This is a genomic window from Sedimenticola selenatireducens, from assembly GCF_963675335.2.
Taxonomy (GTDB): domain Bacteria; phylum Pseudomonadota; class Gammaproteobacteria; order Chromatiales; family Chromatiaceae; genus Sedimenticola; species Sedimenticola selenatireducens.
In genome coordinates, this window is sequence record NZ_CAXXYC010000001.1 from 1 (window position 1) to 14,812 (window position 14,812).

At 62.2% G+C, this 14,812-nt stretch carries 16 protein-coding genes; 12 read left to right on the forward strand and 4 right to left on the reverse strand.

What is annotated here, in order from left to right; translation table 11 throughout:
* The 12 genes from ACHZBF_RS00005 to ACHZBF_RS00060 form a co-directional block, all read left to right on the forward strand.
* On the forward strand, nucleotides 1-654 hold a 654-nt coding region (locus tag ACHZBF_RS00005), incomplete at its 5' end, for a glycosyltransferase (protein WP_321527333.1).
* Between the two features lie 215 nt (nucleotides 655-869).
* The gene (locus tag ACHZBF_RS00010; RefSeq protein WP_037375025.1) at nucleotides 870-1,304 is read left to right on the forward strand and encodes a methylglyoxal synthase; all 435 of its coding nucleotides are present in this window, start codon (nucleotides 870-872) and stop codon (nucleotides 1,302-1,304) included.
* Complete coding sequence (locus ACHZBF_RS00015; protein WP_321527334.1) at nucleotides 1,295-2,446, forward strand: 4Fe-4S binding protein; 1,152 nt, start codon at nucleotides 1,295-1,297, stop codon at nucleotides 2,444-2,446. The genes ACHZBF_RS00010 and ACHZBF_RS00015 overlap by 10 nt, the downstream gene beginning before the upstream one ends.
* 84 nt (nucleotides 2,447-2,530) lie before the next feature.
* Complete coding sequence (locus ACHZBF_RS00020) at nucleotides 2,531-2,794, forward strand: hypothetical protein (protein ID WP_321527335.1); 264 nt, start codon at nucleotides 2,531-2,533, stop codon at nucleotides 2,792-2,794.
* Nucleotides 2,791-3,855, forward strand: coding sequence for an Mrp/NBP35 family ATP-binding protein (locus ACHZBF_RS00025; protein WP_394707535.1), 1,065 nt, complete (start codon nucleotides 2,791-2,793; stop codon nucleotides 3,853-3,855). The genes ACHZBF_RS00020 and ACHZBF_RS00025 overlap by 4 nt, the downstream gene beginning before the upstream one ends.
* Nucleotides 3,852-4,784, forward strand: coding sequence for an Mrp/NBP35 family ATP-binding protein (locus ACHZBF_RS00030; RefSeq protein WP_051302061.1), 933 nt, complete (start codon nucleotides 3,852-3,854; stop codon nucleotides 4,782-4,784). Before ACHZBF_RS00025 ends, ACHZBF_RS00030 begins: the two co-directional genes overlap by 4 nt.
* A 260-nt stretch (nucleotides 4,785-5,044) precedes the next feature.
* The gene (locus tag ACHZBF_RS00035; RefSeq protein ID WP_321527337.1) at nucleotides 5,045-5,800 is read left to right on the forward strand and encodes a HisA/HisF-related TIM barrel protein; all 756 of its coding nucleotides are present in this window, start codon (nucleotides 5,045-5,047) and stop codon (nucleotides 5,798-5,800) included.
* Nucleotides 5,797-6,267 (forward strand): rhodanese-like domain-containing protein, encoded by a 471-nt coding sequence (locus ACHZBF_RS00040; RefSeq protein WP_273438000.1) that lies wholly within the window; start codon nucleotides 5,797-5,799, stop codon nucleotides 6,265-6,267. Before ACHZBF_RS00035 ends, ACHZBF_RS00040 begins: the two co-directional genes overlap by 4 nt.
* Before the next feature lie 86 nt (nucleotides 6,268-6,353).
* A complete protein-coding gene (locus ACHZBF_RS00045; protein WP_394707536.1) occupies nucleotides 6,354-7,193 on the forward strand; it encodes a hypothetical protein in 840 nt (279 codons plus the stop codon).
* Between the two features lie 67 nt (nucleotides 7,194-7,260).
* Nucleotides 7,261-8,121, forward strand: coding sequence for a substrate-binding domain-containing protein (locus ACHZBF_RS00050; protein ID WP_245621700.1), 861 nt, complete (start codon nucleotides 7,261-7,263; stop codon nucleotides 8,119-8,121).
* Nucleotides 8,118-9,554: a HAMP domain-containing sensor histidine kinase gene (locus ACHZBF_RS00055; RefSeq protein WP_029133149.1), complete on the forward strand. Its 1,437-nt coding sequence runs from the start codon at nucleotides 8,118-8,120 to the stop codon at nucleotides 9,552-9,554. The genes ACHZBF_RS00050 and ACHZBF_RS00055 overlap by 4 nt, the downstream gene beginning before the upstream one ends.
* Entirely contained in the window at nucleotides 9,554-10,879 is a 1,326-nt protein-coding gene (locus ACHZBF_RS00060) for a sigma-54-dependent transcriptional regulator (RefSeq protein ID WP_321527339.1), read from the forward strand. Before ACHZBF_RS00055 ends, ACHZBF_RS00060 begins: the two co-directional genes overlap by 1 nt.
* Nucleotides 10,880-10,890: 11 nt before the next feature.
* Here ACHZBF_RS00060 and ACHZBF_RS00065 read toward each other — a convergent pair whose 3' ends face one another.
* The 4 genes from ACHZBF_RS00065 to ACHZBF_RS00080 form a co-directional block, all read right to left on the reverse strand.
* Nucleotides 10,891-11,343: an archease gene (locus ACHZBF_RS00065; protein WP_029133147.1), complete on the reverse strand. Its 453-nt coding sequence runs from the start codon at nucleotides 11,341-11,343 to the stop codon at nucleotides 10,891-10,893.
* Nucleotides 11,344-11,472: 129 nt separating this feature from the next.
* Nucleotides 11,473-12,738: an organoarsenical effux MFS transporter ArsJ gene (gene arsJ / locus ACHZBF_RS00070; protein WP_037375021.1), complete on the reverse strand. Its 1,266-nt coding sequence runs from the start codon at nucleotides 12,736-12,738 to the stop codon at nucleotides 11,473-11,475.
* Nucleotides 12,739-12,743: 5 nt separating this feature from the next.
* Nucleotides 12,744-13,745, reverse strand: a complete 1,002-nt coding sequence (locus tag ACHZBF_RS00075) for an ArsJ-associated glyceraldehyde-3-phosphate dehydrogenase (protein ID WP_029133146.1) — start codon at nucleotides 13,743-13,745, stop codon at nucleotides 12,744-12,746.
* Between the two features lie 149 nt (nucleotides 13,746-13,894).
* On the reverse strand, nucleotides 13,895-14,812 hold the full coding sequence (locus ACHZBF_RS00080) for a sulfurtransferase (protein WP_335342929.1): 918 nt from the start codon (nucleotides 14,810-14,812) through the stop codon (nucleotides 13,895-13,897).

A 14,812-nucleotide genomic window follows, 5' to 3' on the forward strand; every position in this document is an offset into this window, starting at 1 on the left:
TTTCTGGCGCTGCAGGCGCTGGAATGCCAGGCTGATTCGCCTGCTCCGAAAAAAGTGGCGGGTGAGCGTCGACTGTTGTTCTTCGGCCACGGCTGCCGGCGCAAGGGACTGGACCGTTTGCTGGAAACCGTGGCCGGCAACCACTGGCCCGGGACGGTACATCTGGTGGTGGCGGGCGAGGGTGTGCTGGGCGGTATATCGGAGGCGTTGCTTGACGCCGCCAGCCGTGCCGCCCGCATCACCCTGATCGACCGCTATGTGGCACCCCGGGAGGTCGCCGCCCTGTTCCGGGATGCCGATCTGCTGCTGATGCCCTATGTCAAGCAGTGCAAGAGTCCGCTGCTCGATCTGGCCGCCGCGCTGCGTCTGCCGGTGCTGCGCTCCGACCGGGTGCAGGGCGCCGAATTTCGTGAAGGCATACACGGTTGTACTTTCGCCCATGATGATCACGCGGCCATGGAGCGCCGCCTGAAGCAGACCCGCTGGCTGGTCGGGGTGAGGGACAGGCTCGCCGCCATGGATGATCCCCTTGCGTCTATCGACCGGCTTGCCGAGGACCACCGGCAGCTCTACCTGAAAGTCCGCTCGGAGTGTCTGCCGGGTGGTGAGGCGTATCGGCTTCCAGCCTTTCCGGCGCCGCTTTCGGAGGTTTGAGCCCGCCATGCATAAGCAACCAGATACAGAACTCCGGTACCAACTTGAGACAGGGATGTTTCACTTTTTTTGTTGGCCCGAGAGCACCATGAAGCCCGTAGGTTGGGGTGAGGAACGAACCCCAGCATCATGGCATGCAGGCATGAAACTCCGTTGGGGTTCGCGGGCTCACCCCAACCTACACAACTTCCATACAACATTGGGGGGTGCATAACATGGCGGGTGCCGGACAGACCGTGATCCTGATCGCGCACGAGCGCAAGCTGCCGGAGCTGATCAAACTGATCAAAAACCGCTTGGCGGTCTTCAGTGAGTATCGCCTGCTTGCCACCAGCGAGACCGGGGAGGCCATAGAGCGTGAACTGGGCCTGGAAGTCACTCACCTCTTCTCTGGAAAAAAAGGTGGTGAGATCCAGCTCTGCGGTCTGGTTTGTACCAATACGATCCGGGCGGTCTATTTTATTCGCGACCCGGAGACCCCGGCTGCCGACGAACCGGATATCACGCCCTTCTACCGGGTCTGTGATCTGAACAACGTGCCGCTGGCGACCAACATGGTCAGCGCCGTCGCCCTGACCTACTGGCTGGGGCGTAAGATCGCCGCCGCGCCGGCGGCTGATGAATCCAGGGAGAAAGCGGCATGCGAATGACCACGTCCGAACAGGCCGACGGTTACCTGAGGCTATCCGAAATGATCGTCGAGGAAGAGCTGTGCATCAACTTGCGCGGCCGCCTGGAGCACTGCTCCCGCTGCCGCGATGTCTGTCCCTCCGATGCTCTGCGGCTGTCGGCAGATGCCGTGGATCTGGACCAGCAGAAGTGCACCGGTTGCAACAGTTGCCTGCCCAGCTGTCCGGCTGGTGCCCTGCGCTCCAGCGGTTTTGTACCGGAACGTTTTGTCTCCGCCCTGGCAGGGCGGCAGCGGGTCGATCTGCACTGCCGTGCCAGCACCGGCGCGGGCGGCGGTGTGGTGATCCCCTGCCATGCCGTGCTCGATGCGCGCCTGATCAGCGCGGCCCGGGCGGAGGGGGTGGAGATACTGGCCCTGCATGGACTGGATCACTGTGCCGAATGCCGTTACGGCGATGCCCACGACGGGCTTCGCCAGGTTGCCGAGACCCTCGACGAATGGCTGGGCGAGGTGTCGCCGCTGCTGGATCTGGCTCCCGCTGACGGGGCGCGCAAGGCGGTGCGTGAGTACCAGGATCAACCCCACCTGAGTCGCCGCGCCTTCCTGCGCTTTGGTGGCGCCCAGGCGGTGACTCAGGCGGCGGAATGGATCGTTCCCGGCCTCCGCCCGGAGGAGGCGGACGCGGACGTGCTGCCTTTCTACCAGAACAGTGTGTATCCGCAACGCACGGTCCAATACCAGGCGGTGCTGGCGAGTCGGATCGGCCGGGTACCCTGGCGTGATGACGCGCCGCTGCCCTGGACGCCACGTTCGGTCAATACGCTGTGCAGTGGCTGCCTGGCTTGCGGCGAACGCTGTCCCACGGGTGCCCTGCAGGCCGTTGAGAGTGGCCAGGCACGGGAGCTGAGCTTCGATCCGCTGCTCTGCACTGACTGCCTGCTGTGTGAACGCATCTGCCCCGAAGGGGCGATGGTGCCGCATTCCGCCCTCGCCCTGGAAGAGCTGGAGGCGGGCCGTTCGCGGTTAATCCACCTCCGCCAACGGCCTTGCGGTCGTTGCGGGACACCCTTTGTCCCGGAGCAGTCGGGACAAGAGAACTGCCGGGTATGTGGCAATGAACAGGAGCTGGATGACGAGTGGCTCGACATGCTGTCCGGCTAGAGACGCGCAGGCAAAGGGATCGGAGATGGACTGGTTCGATCCATAACCTGTCCACTGTCTGTCATGCAAAGTAGGGGGACGTGGATGGGTGCCGGGGTGTTGATGGTCCTGCTTTCGGCTGTGTTCGTCTGGTGGGCCATGCTGCCGCGAACACCGAGGGAGCTGTTTCTGGCGCGTTGCTCCAGTTGTCACGAACTGCGAATTGCGCGTCTGTGCGAATTTGAACCGGCGTTGCGGCCAGCCATTGTCGATGTAATGCGCCATGAACACGGCGCCGACCAGGTGATCAGTGCCGAGGAGGCGCTGGCTATCCGGGACTACCTGAAGGAAGCCTTTATATGTCCATGAATTGCTCATATCAACCGATACAGAGTCTGGAGCAGCAGGTGCTGGAAAGCTTGCGCCAACTCAGCCTGAGTGACGGCGGTCCGGATGTCGTTAGCGCCGGCCAGGTGTATGACGTGGTGGCCACGGCGGGTGCCGTCCGTGTGCTGCTGGACCCGGAGCGGATTGCGGAGGATGCATTGGAACCGCTGGCTGATGCGATCATCCCGCTGGTGGAATCCCTGCCGGGTGTTGATCGCGCTGTGGTAAAGCCGCGCCCCCGCTCCATTGCCGGGCGTGACTCGTTGCCGGGTATCCGCCACGTGGTGGGTGTGCACAGCGGCAAGGGTGGGGTGGGCAAGTCAACCCTGACGGCCAATCTTGCCGTGGCTCTGGCGCAGCAGGGGTACGCCGTGGGATTGCTGGATGCCGATGTCTACGGACCCTCGGCGCCGACCCTGCTGGGGGTGAGTGGACGGGCAGAAACCACGGCGGCGGGCGATCGTATCGCTCCCCGGGAGGCGTTCGGCGTACGCATGATGTCGATCGGCCTGCTACTGCCCGAGGCGCAGGCCCTGATCTGGCGTGGATCCCTGGTGGACGAGGGGCTGCCGCAGTTGTTCAACGATATAGACTGGGGCGCCCTGGATATCCTGCTGGTGGACCTGCCTCCGGGAACCTCGGACGTGCATCTGGCGGTGGCCCGTGTCGTGGCACTGTCCGGCGTGATCACCGTCACCTCCCCGGGACAGGTGGCCATCGATGACGTGCGGCGTGGGCTGGAGATGTTTGCCGACCTGGCGGTCCCCTGCCTGGGGCTGGTGGAGAACATGGCCGGGGTCAGTTGCCGGCGTTGCGGACATGTGGGTGCCCTGTTTGGTGCCGGCGGGGCCACCGGTCTGTCAGACCTGACCGGTCTGCCGCTGCTGGCCAGTCTGCCGTTCATTCCGGAGGTGGCGGTGGGTTCTGACAGTGGCGAGCCGGTGGCCAGGGAGAGTGCCGGTAACGGGGCGTTATTCCATGCCCTGGCGAGCCGAATCGCCGATGATCTGAAACTGGCTGTGCGGAAGGAGGCAGGGGTATGAGCGGATTACCGGAGTTTCCCATTGACGTGCAGGTGAATAGGGGCGATCCCGGAAGTGAGCAGGCCTGGTATGCCGAGCCCCAGGCGCCGGTTGCCGGGATCGAGGATATCGTCCTGGTGGCCAGCGGCAAGGGCGGGGTCGGCAAATCCACCGTCACCGTCAACCTGGCCTGCGCCCTGGCCCGGGCCGGCAAGCGTGTCGGCATCCTCGATGCCGACCTGTACGGTCCGTCGATCACCCGCATGATGGGTACCGACCGCGAGCTCCCGGTGGATGACGAGGGACGCACCCTGCCGGTGCAGAATCACGGCGTCTGGACCGTGTCGGTGGGTAACGTCCTGCCACCCGAGGCGGCGCTGGTGTGGAAGGGACCCTTGGTGACCCAGGCCCTGACCCAGATGTTCCACGATATCGCCTGGCCGGAGCTGGATATCCTGCTGGTGGACCTGCCGCCCGGCACCGGTGACGTTCCGCTCACCATACTGGAGCAGATTCCGGTCACCGGCGCGGTGCTGGTGACCACTCCACAGAAACTCTCGGTGGTCGATGCGGCCCGGGGAATCGCCATGTTTCACGACCTCGATATCCCGGTGTTCGGCCTGGTGGAGAACATGGGCAGCTACCTCTGCCCATGTTGTGGTGAGGTGCAGCCGCTGTTCCCCGATGGTGCGGCAAAGGCCCTGGCCGGACGCAAGCATGTCAAGTTCCTGGGCGGCGTGCCACTCGATCCGGAGGGGCAGATGCTGGCCGATGGTGGTCTGCCACTGGTGATTGGTCGTCCCGAAAGCGTGGCTGCCGCCGCTTTTTCCGATCTTGCCCTGGAGGTGAGTGAGGCGGTCGGGCGGGAGCGCGCATCCCGGACGCGGGAGAGCAGCGATGAGATGCGCTCCAAACACGAAACCTTTTGGGAAAATCTGTTGGATGATTAACGCTGGAAAAACACGTTAAAGAGAGGCTCGTAGGCTGGGGTTCGCTGGCTCACCCATCGAGCTGTAGGAGGTCAGCCCCGGGCCGAATCGCGGCGAGGGCGCCGCTCCTACAGGTGGTGGGCCTTAGCTCGGTAGAAGGGTGGGCTCGCTTTTTGTGCCCACGCTACAGGGTTCACCAAATTGGTCCAGTACGGGTGGATAAGCCGCCAGGCGCATCCACCAATCCGGGAAACCGCGGATTAATCGATTGAGGTAGGGTTATGAGTGAAGAGACCAAACTGTTTGTACAGTACCAACCAGAAGCTGAGGATATGCAACAGGAGGCGGACGCCTGGCTGGCCGGTGCTGATGGCCTGGTGATCAATCCGTGCGGCTGCACCCCGGAACGGCTGGGGAATCTGGTGTTTGAGACCGCGCTGCTGCTGGCGGGTGATCCGGTGCGTGATGTGGAGTGGCGTGAAGATGGCGAACGTAGCTGCTGGATCTGTGACCAGGGACTGGAAGCGACCGCCCGACTGCAGGAGCGTTGGCCCGGCTTGCACTGGGTACCCCGGCTGACTGTCTTCAAGCCGGAAACCAGTTATCGATTCTCAGGGCCTGCAGTCGGCGAAGGGTTCTCCTTCTACATGCCGGATACGGCGGCAATAAAGGGTTGGCGGGTGAGTGATGGCGAGACCTTGCTTTCCGAGGCGGTCACCCGGGCCGCCGAGCTGGGGTTCGATTCACTGTGGCTGCACTCCGAAGCGGCCGAGTCCCGTGGCAAGGGGCTGGATCTGGATGTGCTGGACAGGGTTCGGGGTGGCCCCCTGTCGATCTGGCTGTCCGGTGGTGTTTCCGAATTGAAGTACCTGCAAAACCTGGCCCGGGCTGGCGGCGCATCGGCGGTGGTGGTTGGTGAGGCTCTGGCCCGGGAGTCCGGCATGGAACGACTGAGGCAGGCGCTGATTCCCCGCGTGCCGCTGCAGCAGGTGCCCATCCGCATAGGTCAGGGAGATGCCCCGGCAGGCACGGTGTGAGGCCCCTGTTTGTCCTGCTGCTCCTCGCGGTGTTTCTGCTGCTGGGGTCTGGCGACCTTTCTGCCCGTTGGCCAGGCGTCAGCCCCGGGCAGTTGCAGGCGTGGCTGGATACAGCCGATCCGCCGTTGATCCTGGATGTGCGTGGCCGCGCCGCGTATCGTGCCGGAACCCTTGCCGGGGCGCTGGATGGCGGAGTCGAACCGAGCGGCTTTTTGCCTGATGGTGGCGGGGGGCTGGTGTTGTTGCTGCCGGAAGGTGCCTCCGAACAGTTGGTGGAGGCCTGGTTTGCCCGTCTCACCGACGCCGGTCACCAGGTGTGGATACTGGAGGGTGGCATCGCGGGTTGGGTCGAGGCGGGCGGTAGTGTGGAGATTCCGCAATCCACCTACACCCGGCCTGGCAGTGTCCCCTTTCTTATTCCCAGGGGCTTGTGCGAGGGCGGCAGCCCGTCCCAGGTGTTTGATTGAGGATGTTGACCGCAGTAGTCAGGCGACCGGTAACCCTCCCTGGAATAGTCGGGAAGCAGCTGTCCGGATTTGATTTGGCATGGGTTGTGGTTCTGTTTTTTTTTCCGCTGCTGGCCTGCTCCGAAACCGCTTACCCCCCTGATGAGTCGGCCTCTTGCGCCGCTTGTCACCCGCGGCAACAGGCCGGATTTGAGCGCAGCCGCATGGCCGTGGCGGCGCGCACCGAAACGTTTCTCGATGAATGGCGGCGCAAGGGTGAACCGAAGGCCTGCCTTGGTTGTCACTCCCCCTCGGGTTCCGAAGGTGTCATCTGCACCGATTGCCATGGTGCGAACGGACACCCCTATCCTGCCCTGCAAGTGCCGGAGGCCTGCGCCCGCTGCCATGATGCACCGGGAGAGATCACGCTGCAGGGCTTCCTCGACTCGCCGGCGGCCCGCCGGGGCGAGGACTGCCTGACCTGCCACCTGCAAGGGAGTGGCAACAGTCATGATTTCCGGGGGCCGACCCGGCCCGGCTTTCTGCAGGGCATCGCCACCTTGAGGATGGCCTTTCGGCATGACGCGGAGGGCGGGGTTGCGCTGCTGCAGATTCGGCACCGCGCGGGACACGCCTTGCCGGGCGGAACCACTGGACGCGCGGTCTGGCTGCTGGTTGAACAGCGCGATGCACAGGAGCGGATGCTGGACAGTCGCCGCTACCGCTTCGGATGGCTCCATTCGGCCAGCGCCGGCTGGCGGCAGAACACACTGCCGCCAGGTACGGGCCGTGTGCTCGAAATCCCGCTGCATGAAGCAGCCGGGGTGATTCGTGCTAAGCTGGTTTATCGCTTCAGGGCGGGGGAGCTGGACGAGGTTGATCCCGACCAGGTGGTGCTGGTGGAGCTGGCGCGATTCGTGCCAACCAGGGCGGAGCGGGAGCGATGATGGGTACAACAAGACCGCTCATGTCGAAGGCGAGTGGCCACATGACGGGTTGCCGGGTGCTGTTGAGATGATCAAGGGCCGAACAACAATTCGCTGTATTCTGCTGATGGCCTGCCTGCTAATGGCGGGTAATCTGTTGGCCAGCAGCGAAAAGACCTATCGAATAGGCCTGACCGCGGTGATCCTTACCGATCAGACATCCTTTCTCAAGGAGTGGCAGGACTACCTCTCCAACTCCCTGCAGCGCCCGGTCCAGTTCATCCAGCGCCAGACTTACGAGGAGGTGACGGATCTGCTGCTCGGCGGGGACCTGGATGCGGCCTGGATTTGCGGTTTTCCCTATGTACGCAACCGGGAGCAGCTGAAACTGCTGGCGGTGCCCCTGTTTAACGGCGAGCCACTCTACCGCTCCTATCTGATTGTTCCCACCACCGATAGCGTGAGCCAGGGTATCGTGGATCTCAAGGGCAAGGTGTTTGCCTACTCCGACCCGAACTCCAATTCCGGCTTTCTCTACCCCCAGGTCAGTATGATCAGGGAGGGGCTGGAACCGAAGCATTTCTTTTCCAAGACTTTTTTTGCCTGGGCGCACCGGGATGTGGTGAAGGCGGTGGCCGATGGCGTGGCCCAGGGTGGCGCGGTGGATGGCTATGTGTGGGAGACACTCTCCCGGCATGAACCGGCGCTGACAGCCGGCACCCGCCTGGTGAGCAAGTCTCCGCTGTTCGGGTTTCCGCCGCTGGTAGTGCGCAGGGATATTTCCCCGGCGAATTTTTCCGCCTTGCGCAACGCCCTGTTGAAAATGGCCTCCGTTACTGAAGGCAGGCGACTGTTGCAACGTCTGAATCTGGATGGCTTCACGGAGGGCGAGGACAGCCTGTACGATGGCGTGGCCGAGTCGGTGCGGATACTGGAGGATGCCCAATGAAGATGGGGGATATCAGCTACCGGATCAAGGTGCCGCTGATGTTCACCCTGGTGATTCTGATCACCGCCAGCGTAGTCACGCTTGCACTTACCTGGCGTGCTTACGAGGAGCTGCGCGAGGAGGTGTTCAACAATGCGGTGGAGATTGGCAGCGTGCTCTCCAACAGCCTGCCCAACGCCATGTTGCACGATGATCTCTGGGGCGCCTACCGCCTGGTGCAGGCGGCTGAGGGGTGGTCCGGGGAGACCTCCAGCCGCTTGCTGGTAGTGCTGGACAAGGATGGTCGCATCTATGTCTCCAATCGTCCCAAGGAGCTGGCGGTAACCACGCCGCTGCGTGCGCACGGGGCGGAATTGGCGCGTGTTGAAGCGGAGGTTTTGAGGTTGACCGGCGACCTGCGGCCGCGTCCCTACGAATACCCGAATGACCAGCGCCTCTATGTGATCCTGCCGATGTTGAGTGACGGGGTTGCCATGGGCACACTGGTGATCGGCTATGACCGGGCACTGTTCTGGCCAAGGTTTATTGCCATCGTTGAGCGGGTGGTGGTTTCCGCCCTGCTGGTAACGGTTCTGCTGTTGCCGTTCGGCTGGTATCTGGGCAATCGAATGGTCAAGCCGCTCGGCCACCTGGCCAACTGCATGTCCAAGGTGGGACGTGGCAGCAACGAGGAGATTACCTGTGACCTGCGCCAGGGCAAGGACGAGATAGGCCGGCTGGGGACCAGTTTTCAACAGATGCTCGGTGAGCTGGATGAGAAAGAGCGCCTGGAATCCGGTATGCTGGCTTCTGAACGGCTGGCTGCCGTTGGCCGGTTGGCGGCGGGGGTGGCCCACGAGATCAACAATCCGCTGGGAGGTATGTTGAACGCGCTCAATACCTTTCGTCGCTACAGTGAGACAGACGCGTTGGGCCGGGAAACTTTTGATTTGATTGAACGGGGGCTGCAACAGATTCGGGAAACCGTTTCCGCACTGCTGGTGGAGGCCAATCCGCGCAGCCACAGTCTGAGCCCCAAAGATGTCAATGATGTGCGCATGCTACTGCTGGCGGACGTTAGTCGAAAGCAGATCAGGCTGGATTGGCGCAATTGCCTGGAGGGGGATGTCGCGTTGCCCTCGACGCCGATCAGGCAAGTACTGATCAACCTGTCGCTGAATGCCGTGCAGGCCTCCCCGGAAGGGGGGGCGGTACACTGCCTTGTGGAAAACCGTGAAAACCGGCTCTGCCTGAGCGTTGTCAACGAGGGACCGAACATCTCCCGGGAGCAGAAGCTGAGCCTGTTCGAACCCTTCTCCGAGAACGCCACGGGCAATGGTCTCGGGCTCTGGGTAACCTACCAGCTGGTGCACCAGCTGGAGGGTAATATTGAGGTAAAATCCCGTGGCGGAAGAACACAGTTTGTTGTGGAATTGCCGATAAAGGAGACGTAGTGATCAACACCTCTCGTCTGTGCCTGGTCGAGGATGATGCCATCATGCGTGCCTCTCTGTGCCAGCGTTTCAAGATCGAAGATATTGGCTGCGACTGCTTCACCCATGCCGAAGAGGCCCTGGGCGCATTGGCGGAGCGGCAGTATGCAGCCCTGATCAGCGATATCCGGCTTCCGGATATGAGCGGTGAAAACCTTTATATCCGGCTGCTGGATTCGGAACGACCACCTCCTCCCACCATCTTCATCACCGGGTATGGCACCATCGACCAGGCGGTACGCCTGCTCAAGCTCGGGGCCAGGGACTACATTACCAAGCCATTTGATCTCGATGATCTGCTGGCGAAACTGAGGGAGGTGTCACCCTCGTTGTTCGAGGACATGCATCAGGGCAATGCGGAGCTTGGGGTGTCCCCGGCAATGCGGCAAATCAAAAACACCCTGGACCGCCTGGCGGCGCACCGGGTGGATCTGCTGATAACCGGGGAGTCCGGTGTCGGCAAAGAGTATGCGGCCCGCTATTTCGCCCAGCGTTACAATAAGGGTACTGACAAGCCGTTTATCGCCATCAACTGCGCCGCACTGCCCGAGGATCTGCTGGAGGCCGAGCTGTTCGGCCACGTCAAGGGAGCCTTTACCGGTGCCACCAAGAGTCGGCGCGGGATGTTCGAGCAGGCCAGTGGCGGGGTGCTGTTTCTCGATGAGGTGGGCGAGACCTCGCCGCGCATGCAGGCCAAGCTGCTGCGTACCATTCAGGAACGGGTGGTGCAGCCGATCGGCAGTGAGGATCAAATTCCAGTGGATGTGCGCCTGGTCTACGCCACCAACCGGGATCTGAAGGCGATGGTCGATCGCGGGGAGTTTCGCGAGGACCTCTATTTCAGGATCAACGTGGCCCACGTGCACATCCCGCCGCTGCGGGAGCGTAAAGAGGATATTCTCTGGCTCGCTCATCGCGTCGTGGAAAACTATTTCAATGAACACCAGGCGCGTCGATTGATTCTGCCCTTGACCGAGCGTTACCTGGAAGCGCAGCCATGGCCGGGCAACCTGCGTGAATTGGCGAATGCCGTGGAACGGGCCTGCATCCTCTCTCCACAGGAGGTTCTGGGCCCGCGCGAGTTTGGCGCTTCCGGGGAGGAGCCGTTGTTGTCACCGGATCACCTCTCTCTGAAAGAGGCGATGGAGCACTACGAAGAGCGCCTGCTGCGGGAGACCCTGGAGCACCATGAATGGCGCATAGCCGAGACTGCGGAAAGTCTCGGCATCAGTCGAAAGAACCTGTGGGAGAAGATGAAGCGGTACGATATTTCGCAACCGGCTTGAGGTGGTGGCTGTTACGCATCAAGTACACAATAAAGACGTACGCCACCGTCGATCTCCTTTACCTTGAGCCGTGGCAGAAGCACCGCCTGCACGGGATAGCGGGCCTTGTGGTGTTCCGGGCGAAGCCGTTCTCCATAGGCAATACCGCTGATCTTCAATTGCTTTTTACGATGACGCTCATCCAGATCGTCCACCTCTTCAAGTGACTGCGTCACGAAGCGCTTGAAGACCCAGCCGTTGTCCATCTGGAACAGCAGTTCCGAGAGCAGGCCGACCACGGTGGTCGGTATGTCGAAGCCGTACCAACTGATCGGAACCTCCTCCCGCTCCTCCACCGTCTCCTGATCCCACATAAAAAGACAGAGCGCGGTTGAGGCCGCATCGAACATCTCGTTATGGTCCCGGGCGATCACCTCCAGGCCCACGCCGCCCTTGGGGTCCTCTGTAAAACTGTAGTTTGCCATGGTGTCTGTTCCGTATTTTCTGTAGGGACGGCATGTCAGCGGCTCCGTCCTTTCCGGGGAAGTCACCAATGGTATCACTATGATAGCCGGTTCGCAGTGCTCGCCCCCGGGCGCGGCCCTGGTTTACCGTCAACCTTTCTGCGTCTCCGGCTGCCTTTGGCTCTCTTCGATTTGAGGAAGGCCAAAGGAGAGCAGCGCCGTGGCCAGTACGAAGGCCGCCGACCACCAGAGGCAGCCCTCCAGCCCCTGGGTCTGGTAGGCCCAGCCGGAGAGCACCGTACCCGCCAGGCGGCCGCCGGCGTTGGCCATGTAGTAGAAGCCGACGTTCATGGAGACCCGCTCGTGATCCGAGTAGGCGAGGATCAGGTAGGAGTGCACGGCGGAGTTGATGGCGAAGACGATGCCGAACAGAATCAGCCCCACGATCAATACCCACTGCGCCGGCCAGTCCTGTTGCAGGCCGAGGGCGATACCTGCCGGGAACAGCAGCAACACAAAGGCCCACAGGCGCGCCGTGTCGCCGCCTGTTTGTTTCAATGGGGCGGAGTCTCCACCTGTTTTCAATCGAGTCTGACCCCATTGAAAAAGGCGGAGCAGTCGCGGGGCGTTGGCCTGCACCAGGCCGTAGCCGATCACCCAGAGGGCGAGAAAGCCCCCCACCTGGCTGAACGACCAGCCCAGCACTTCGTAGAGAAACACCGGCAGGCCGACCACGAACCAGACATCGCGCGAGCCGAACAGGAAAAAGCGTGCTGCCGCCAGTCGGTTGATGGCCGCGACCTTGGAGAATACCTGGGTGAATTTCGGCTTGGATTTCAACTTGCCGACGCCGGACGGTAGCAGCAGGGCGGTGGTGATCAGGACAATCACCAGCATCCCGGCCAGCAGGGCCAGGGCGCCGCGAAATCCGACCCACTCCAGCAACACGGCACCGATAAAGAAGCCCGCCCCCTTGAGCGCGTTCTTGGACCCGGTGAGTATCGCCACCCATTTGAACAGCTTTCCCTCGCCGCCGCTGCTCAGGTACTTGACCGAGGCCTTGGCTGACATCTTGTTCAGATCCTTGGCGATGCCGGAGAGCGCCTGGGCCGCCATCACGTAGGGGACCGAGAGCCAGGTATCCGGGACTGTGAGCGCTAGTAACGCCAGCACCTGCAGTCCCATACCGATGTGCATGGTCAGGTTGAGGCCGATGCGTGCCCCCAGCCAGCCACCCACCAGGTTGGTGACGATGCCGAAGAACTCGTAGAACAGGAACAGCATCGCCACCTCGAACGGCGAATAGCCGAGCAGGTGGAAATAGAGCACCACCAGCATGCGAATGGCGCCGTCAGTAATCGTGAAAGCCCAGTAGCCGGCGGTTACTACGAAGTAGTTGCGAAGTCCCTGTTCCATACTGCTTACAGGCTGGATGCTACTTTGCTCGCCAGATCCATCAGCCGGTTCACATAGCCCCACTCGTTGTCGTACCAGGCGTAGATTTTTACCTGGGTGTTGTCGATAACCATGGTGGAGAGGGCGTCGACGATCGACGAACGGGGGTCGTTAAGATAGTCCACCGAGACCAGGGGTCGCTCTTCGTAGCCGAGAATACCGTTGAGTTCGCCCTCGGCAGCCGCCTTGAAATAGCCGTTGATCTCTTCCACAGTTACAGGACGCGCCGCCTCGAACACGAAGTCGGTGAGGGAGGCGTTGAGCAGCGGCACCCGTACTGCCAGGCCGTTGAGCTTGCCGGTCAGTTCCGGGAAAATTTTGGTGATGGCTCGCGCCGAGCCGGTGGAGGTGGGAATCAGCGACTGGCCGCAGGCACGCGCCCGGCGCAGGTCCTTGTGGCCCTTGTCGATAATGGTCTGGGTGTTGGTGATGTCGTGGATGGTGGTCATCGAGCCGTGCAGGATACCGACCTGTTCGTGCATCACCTTGACCACCGGCGCCAGGCAGTTGGTGGTGCAGGAGGCGGCGGTGACCAGGTGGTGTACTTCCGGGTCGTAAAGCTGGTCGTTGATGCCGTAGACGATGTCCAGGGCCCCCTCGGTGGGCGCGGCCACGATTACCTTTTTCACCCCCTGGTTGAAATAGTGTTGCAGGGTTTCCGGCTTCTTGTGGTGCTTGCCGGTGGCCTCGATCACGATGTCGCAACCAGCCCAGTCGCTGTCGGCTATGCCCGGGTTGCTACTGTAGTCGAGCGCCTTGCCCTCGATGAGGACCTGTCCCCCTTCCGTGGTGGCCTCCCGCTCCCAAGTGCCGTGTACCGAATCGAACTGCAACAGGTGGGCCGACCCGGCTGCGTCTGTAGCGATTTCGTTGATACGGATGAAGTCGAATTCCGGCCGCTGCCAGCCGGCGCGCAGGCCCAGCCGCCCCATGCGGCCGAAGCCGTTGATGCCTACTTTGATGGTCATGCCTGTTCAGTGCCTCGCTGCTTGTTAACTGGTAGGTTGGGGTGAGCCTGCGAACCCCAACGGGTTTTCATGTGTGTGCGTCACGATGTTGGGGTTCATTCCTCATCCCAACCTACGGATTCGTTGCCTGTCGGAATACCCGCCGCGGATCACAACTCGTAGTCGCCGCTGTAGGGCGCCTCGCCCTGTACCACCGGCAGGGTCAACTCGTTGCCCCAGTGGGACCAGCCGCCGTTATAGAGTCGCACATCTTTGTGACCAAGATATTTCAGCTGCAGATAGGCCAGGCTCATGCGGAAACCGTCATGGCAGTAGGCGTAGATGGTCTTCTCTTTTGGCACATCCCGGTACAGCGCCGCCAGCTCCTCGCCGGATTTCCACTTCTGACCGCTGGTTCCCTCCAGGCTCACCACGTTGACCGCGCCGGGGATATGGCCACCCTGGATGGCGTGCGCGATCACCTGGCCGGTGTACATGTCGCGGGGCCGCGCATCCAGCAGCACAACCCCGGGATCACGCCGCGACAGCACGTCGTCATAAACATCGGTCCACTCGACGAACAGGGCCGGGTTGGCCGCTTTCAGGGTCACGCTCCCCGTCGCCCGTTGTGGCGTCGGCTCCTTGCTCATCTCCTCAAAGGCGCTCCACTCCACGGTGCCGCCGTTGAGGATCTTCACCTGCGCCATGTCGAAGCCGTACAGCTCCAGCAGGTAGTAGAGGCGTGACACCAGGGCGGTGTTGGAGTCGTCATAGAGCACCAGGGTGGAGTCGTCGCTGACCCCCCAGCGACGCAGGGTCGCCTGGAACGCCTCCCGCGAGGGGAAGCGCATCAGGGGGCTGCCCTGGTTGTCCCCCAGGTCCCGGAAGCGTTGCACCTGCACTGCCCCCGGGATATGGCCGACGGTGTAGTGGCGGTGCGGATGATAGCGCGCCTCCAGGACGATCAGGTTCTCCTCGTCGATATGCTCTGCGAGCCACTCCGAATCGACCAGAAAGGCAGGGGCGGCCCAGCCCAGGGTGGGTAAAAGAAACAGCAGGGCGGCAAGTCCCTTGTTGATTAGATTCAC

What these genes read in the sequence shown, in the direction of transcription:
- ACHZBF_RS00010 (WP_037375025.1), top strand. Translation starts at nt 870, where the DNA reads ATGGCGGGTGCCGGACAGACCGTGATCCTGATCGCGCACGAGCGCAAG.
- ACHZBF_RS00015 (WP_321527334.1), top strand. Translation starts at nt 1,295, where the DNA reads ATGCGAATGACCACGTCCGAACAGGCCGACGGTTACCTGAGGCTATCC.
- ACHZBF_RS00020 (WP_321527335.1), top strand. Translation starts at nt 2,531, where the DNA reads ATGGGTGCCGGGGTGTTGATGGTCCTGCTTTCGGCTGTGTTCGTCTGG.
- ACHZBF_RS00025 (WP_394707535.1), top strand. Translation starts at nt 2,791, where the DNA reads ATGAATTGCTCATATCAACCGATACAGAGTCTGGAGCAGCAGGTGCTG.
- ACHZBF_RS00030 (WP_051302061.1), top strand. Translation starts at nt 3,852, where the DNA reads ATGAGCGGATTACCGGAGTTTCCCATTGACGTGCAGGTGAATAGGGGC.
- ACHZBF_RS00035 (WP_321527337.1), top strand. Translation starts at nt 5,045, where the DNA reads ATGAGTGAAGAGACCAAACTGTTTGTACAGTACCAACCAGAAGCTGAG.
- ACHZBF_RS00050 (WP_245621700.1), top strand. Translation starts at nt 7,261, where the DNA reads ATGATCAAGGGCCGAACAACAATTCGCTGTATTCTGCTGATGGCCTGC.
- ACHZBF_RS00055 (WP_029133149.1), top strand. Translation starts at nt 8,118, where the DNA reads ATGAAGATGGGGGATATCAGCTACCGGATCAAGGTGCCGCTGATGTTC.
- ACHZBF_RS00065 (WP_029133147.1), bottom strand. Translation starts at nt 11,343, where the DNA reads ATGGCAAACTACAGTTTTACAGAGGACCCCAAGGGCGGCGTGGGCCTG.
- arsJ (WP_037375021.1), bottom strand. Translation starts at nt 12,738, where the DNA reads ATGGAACAGGGACTTCGCAACTACTTCGTAGTAACCGCCGGCTACTGG.
- ACHZBF_RS00075 (WP_029133146.1), bottom strand. Translation starts at nt 13,745, where the DNA reads ATGACCATCAAAGTAGGCATCAACGGCTTCGGCCGCATGGGGCGGCTG.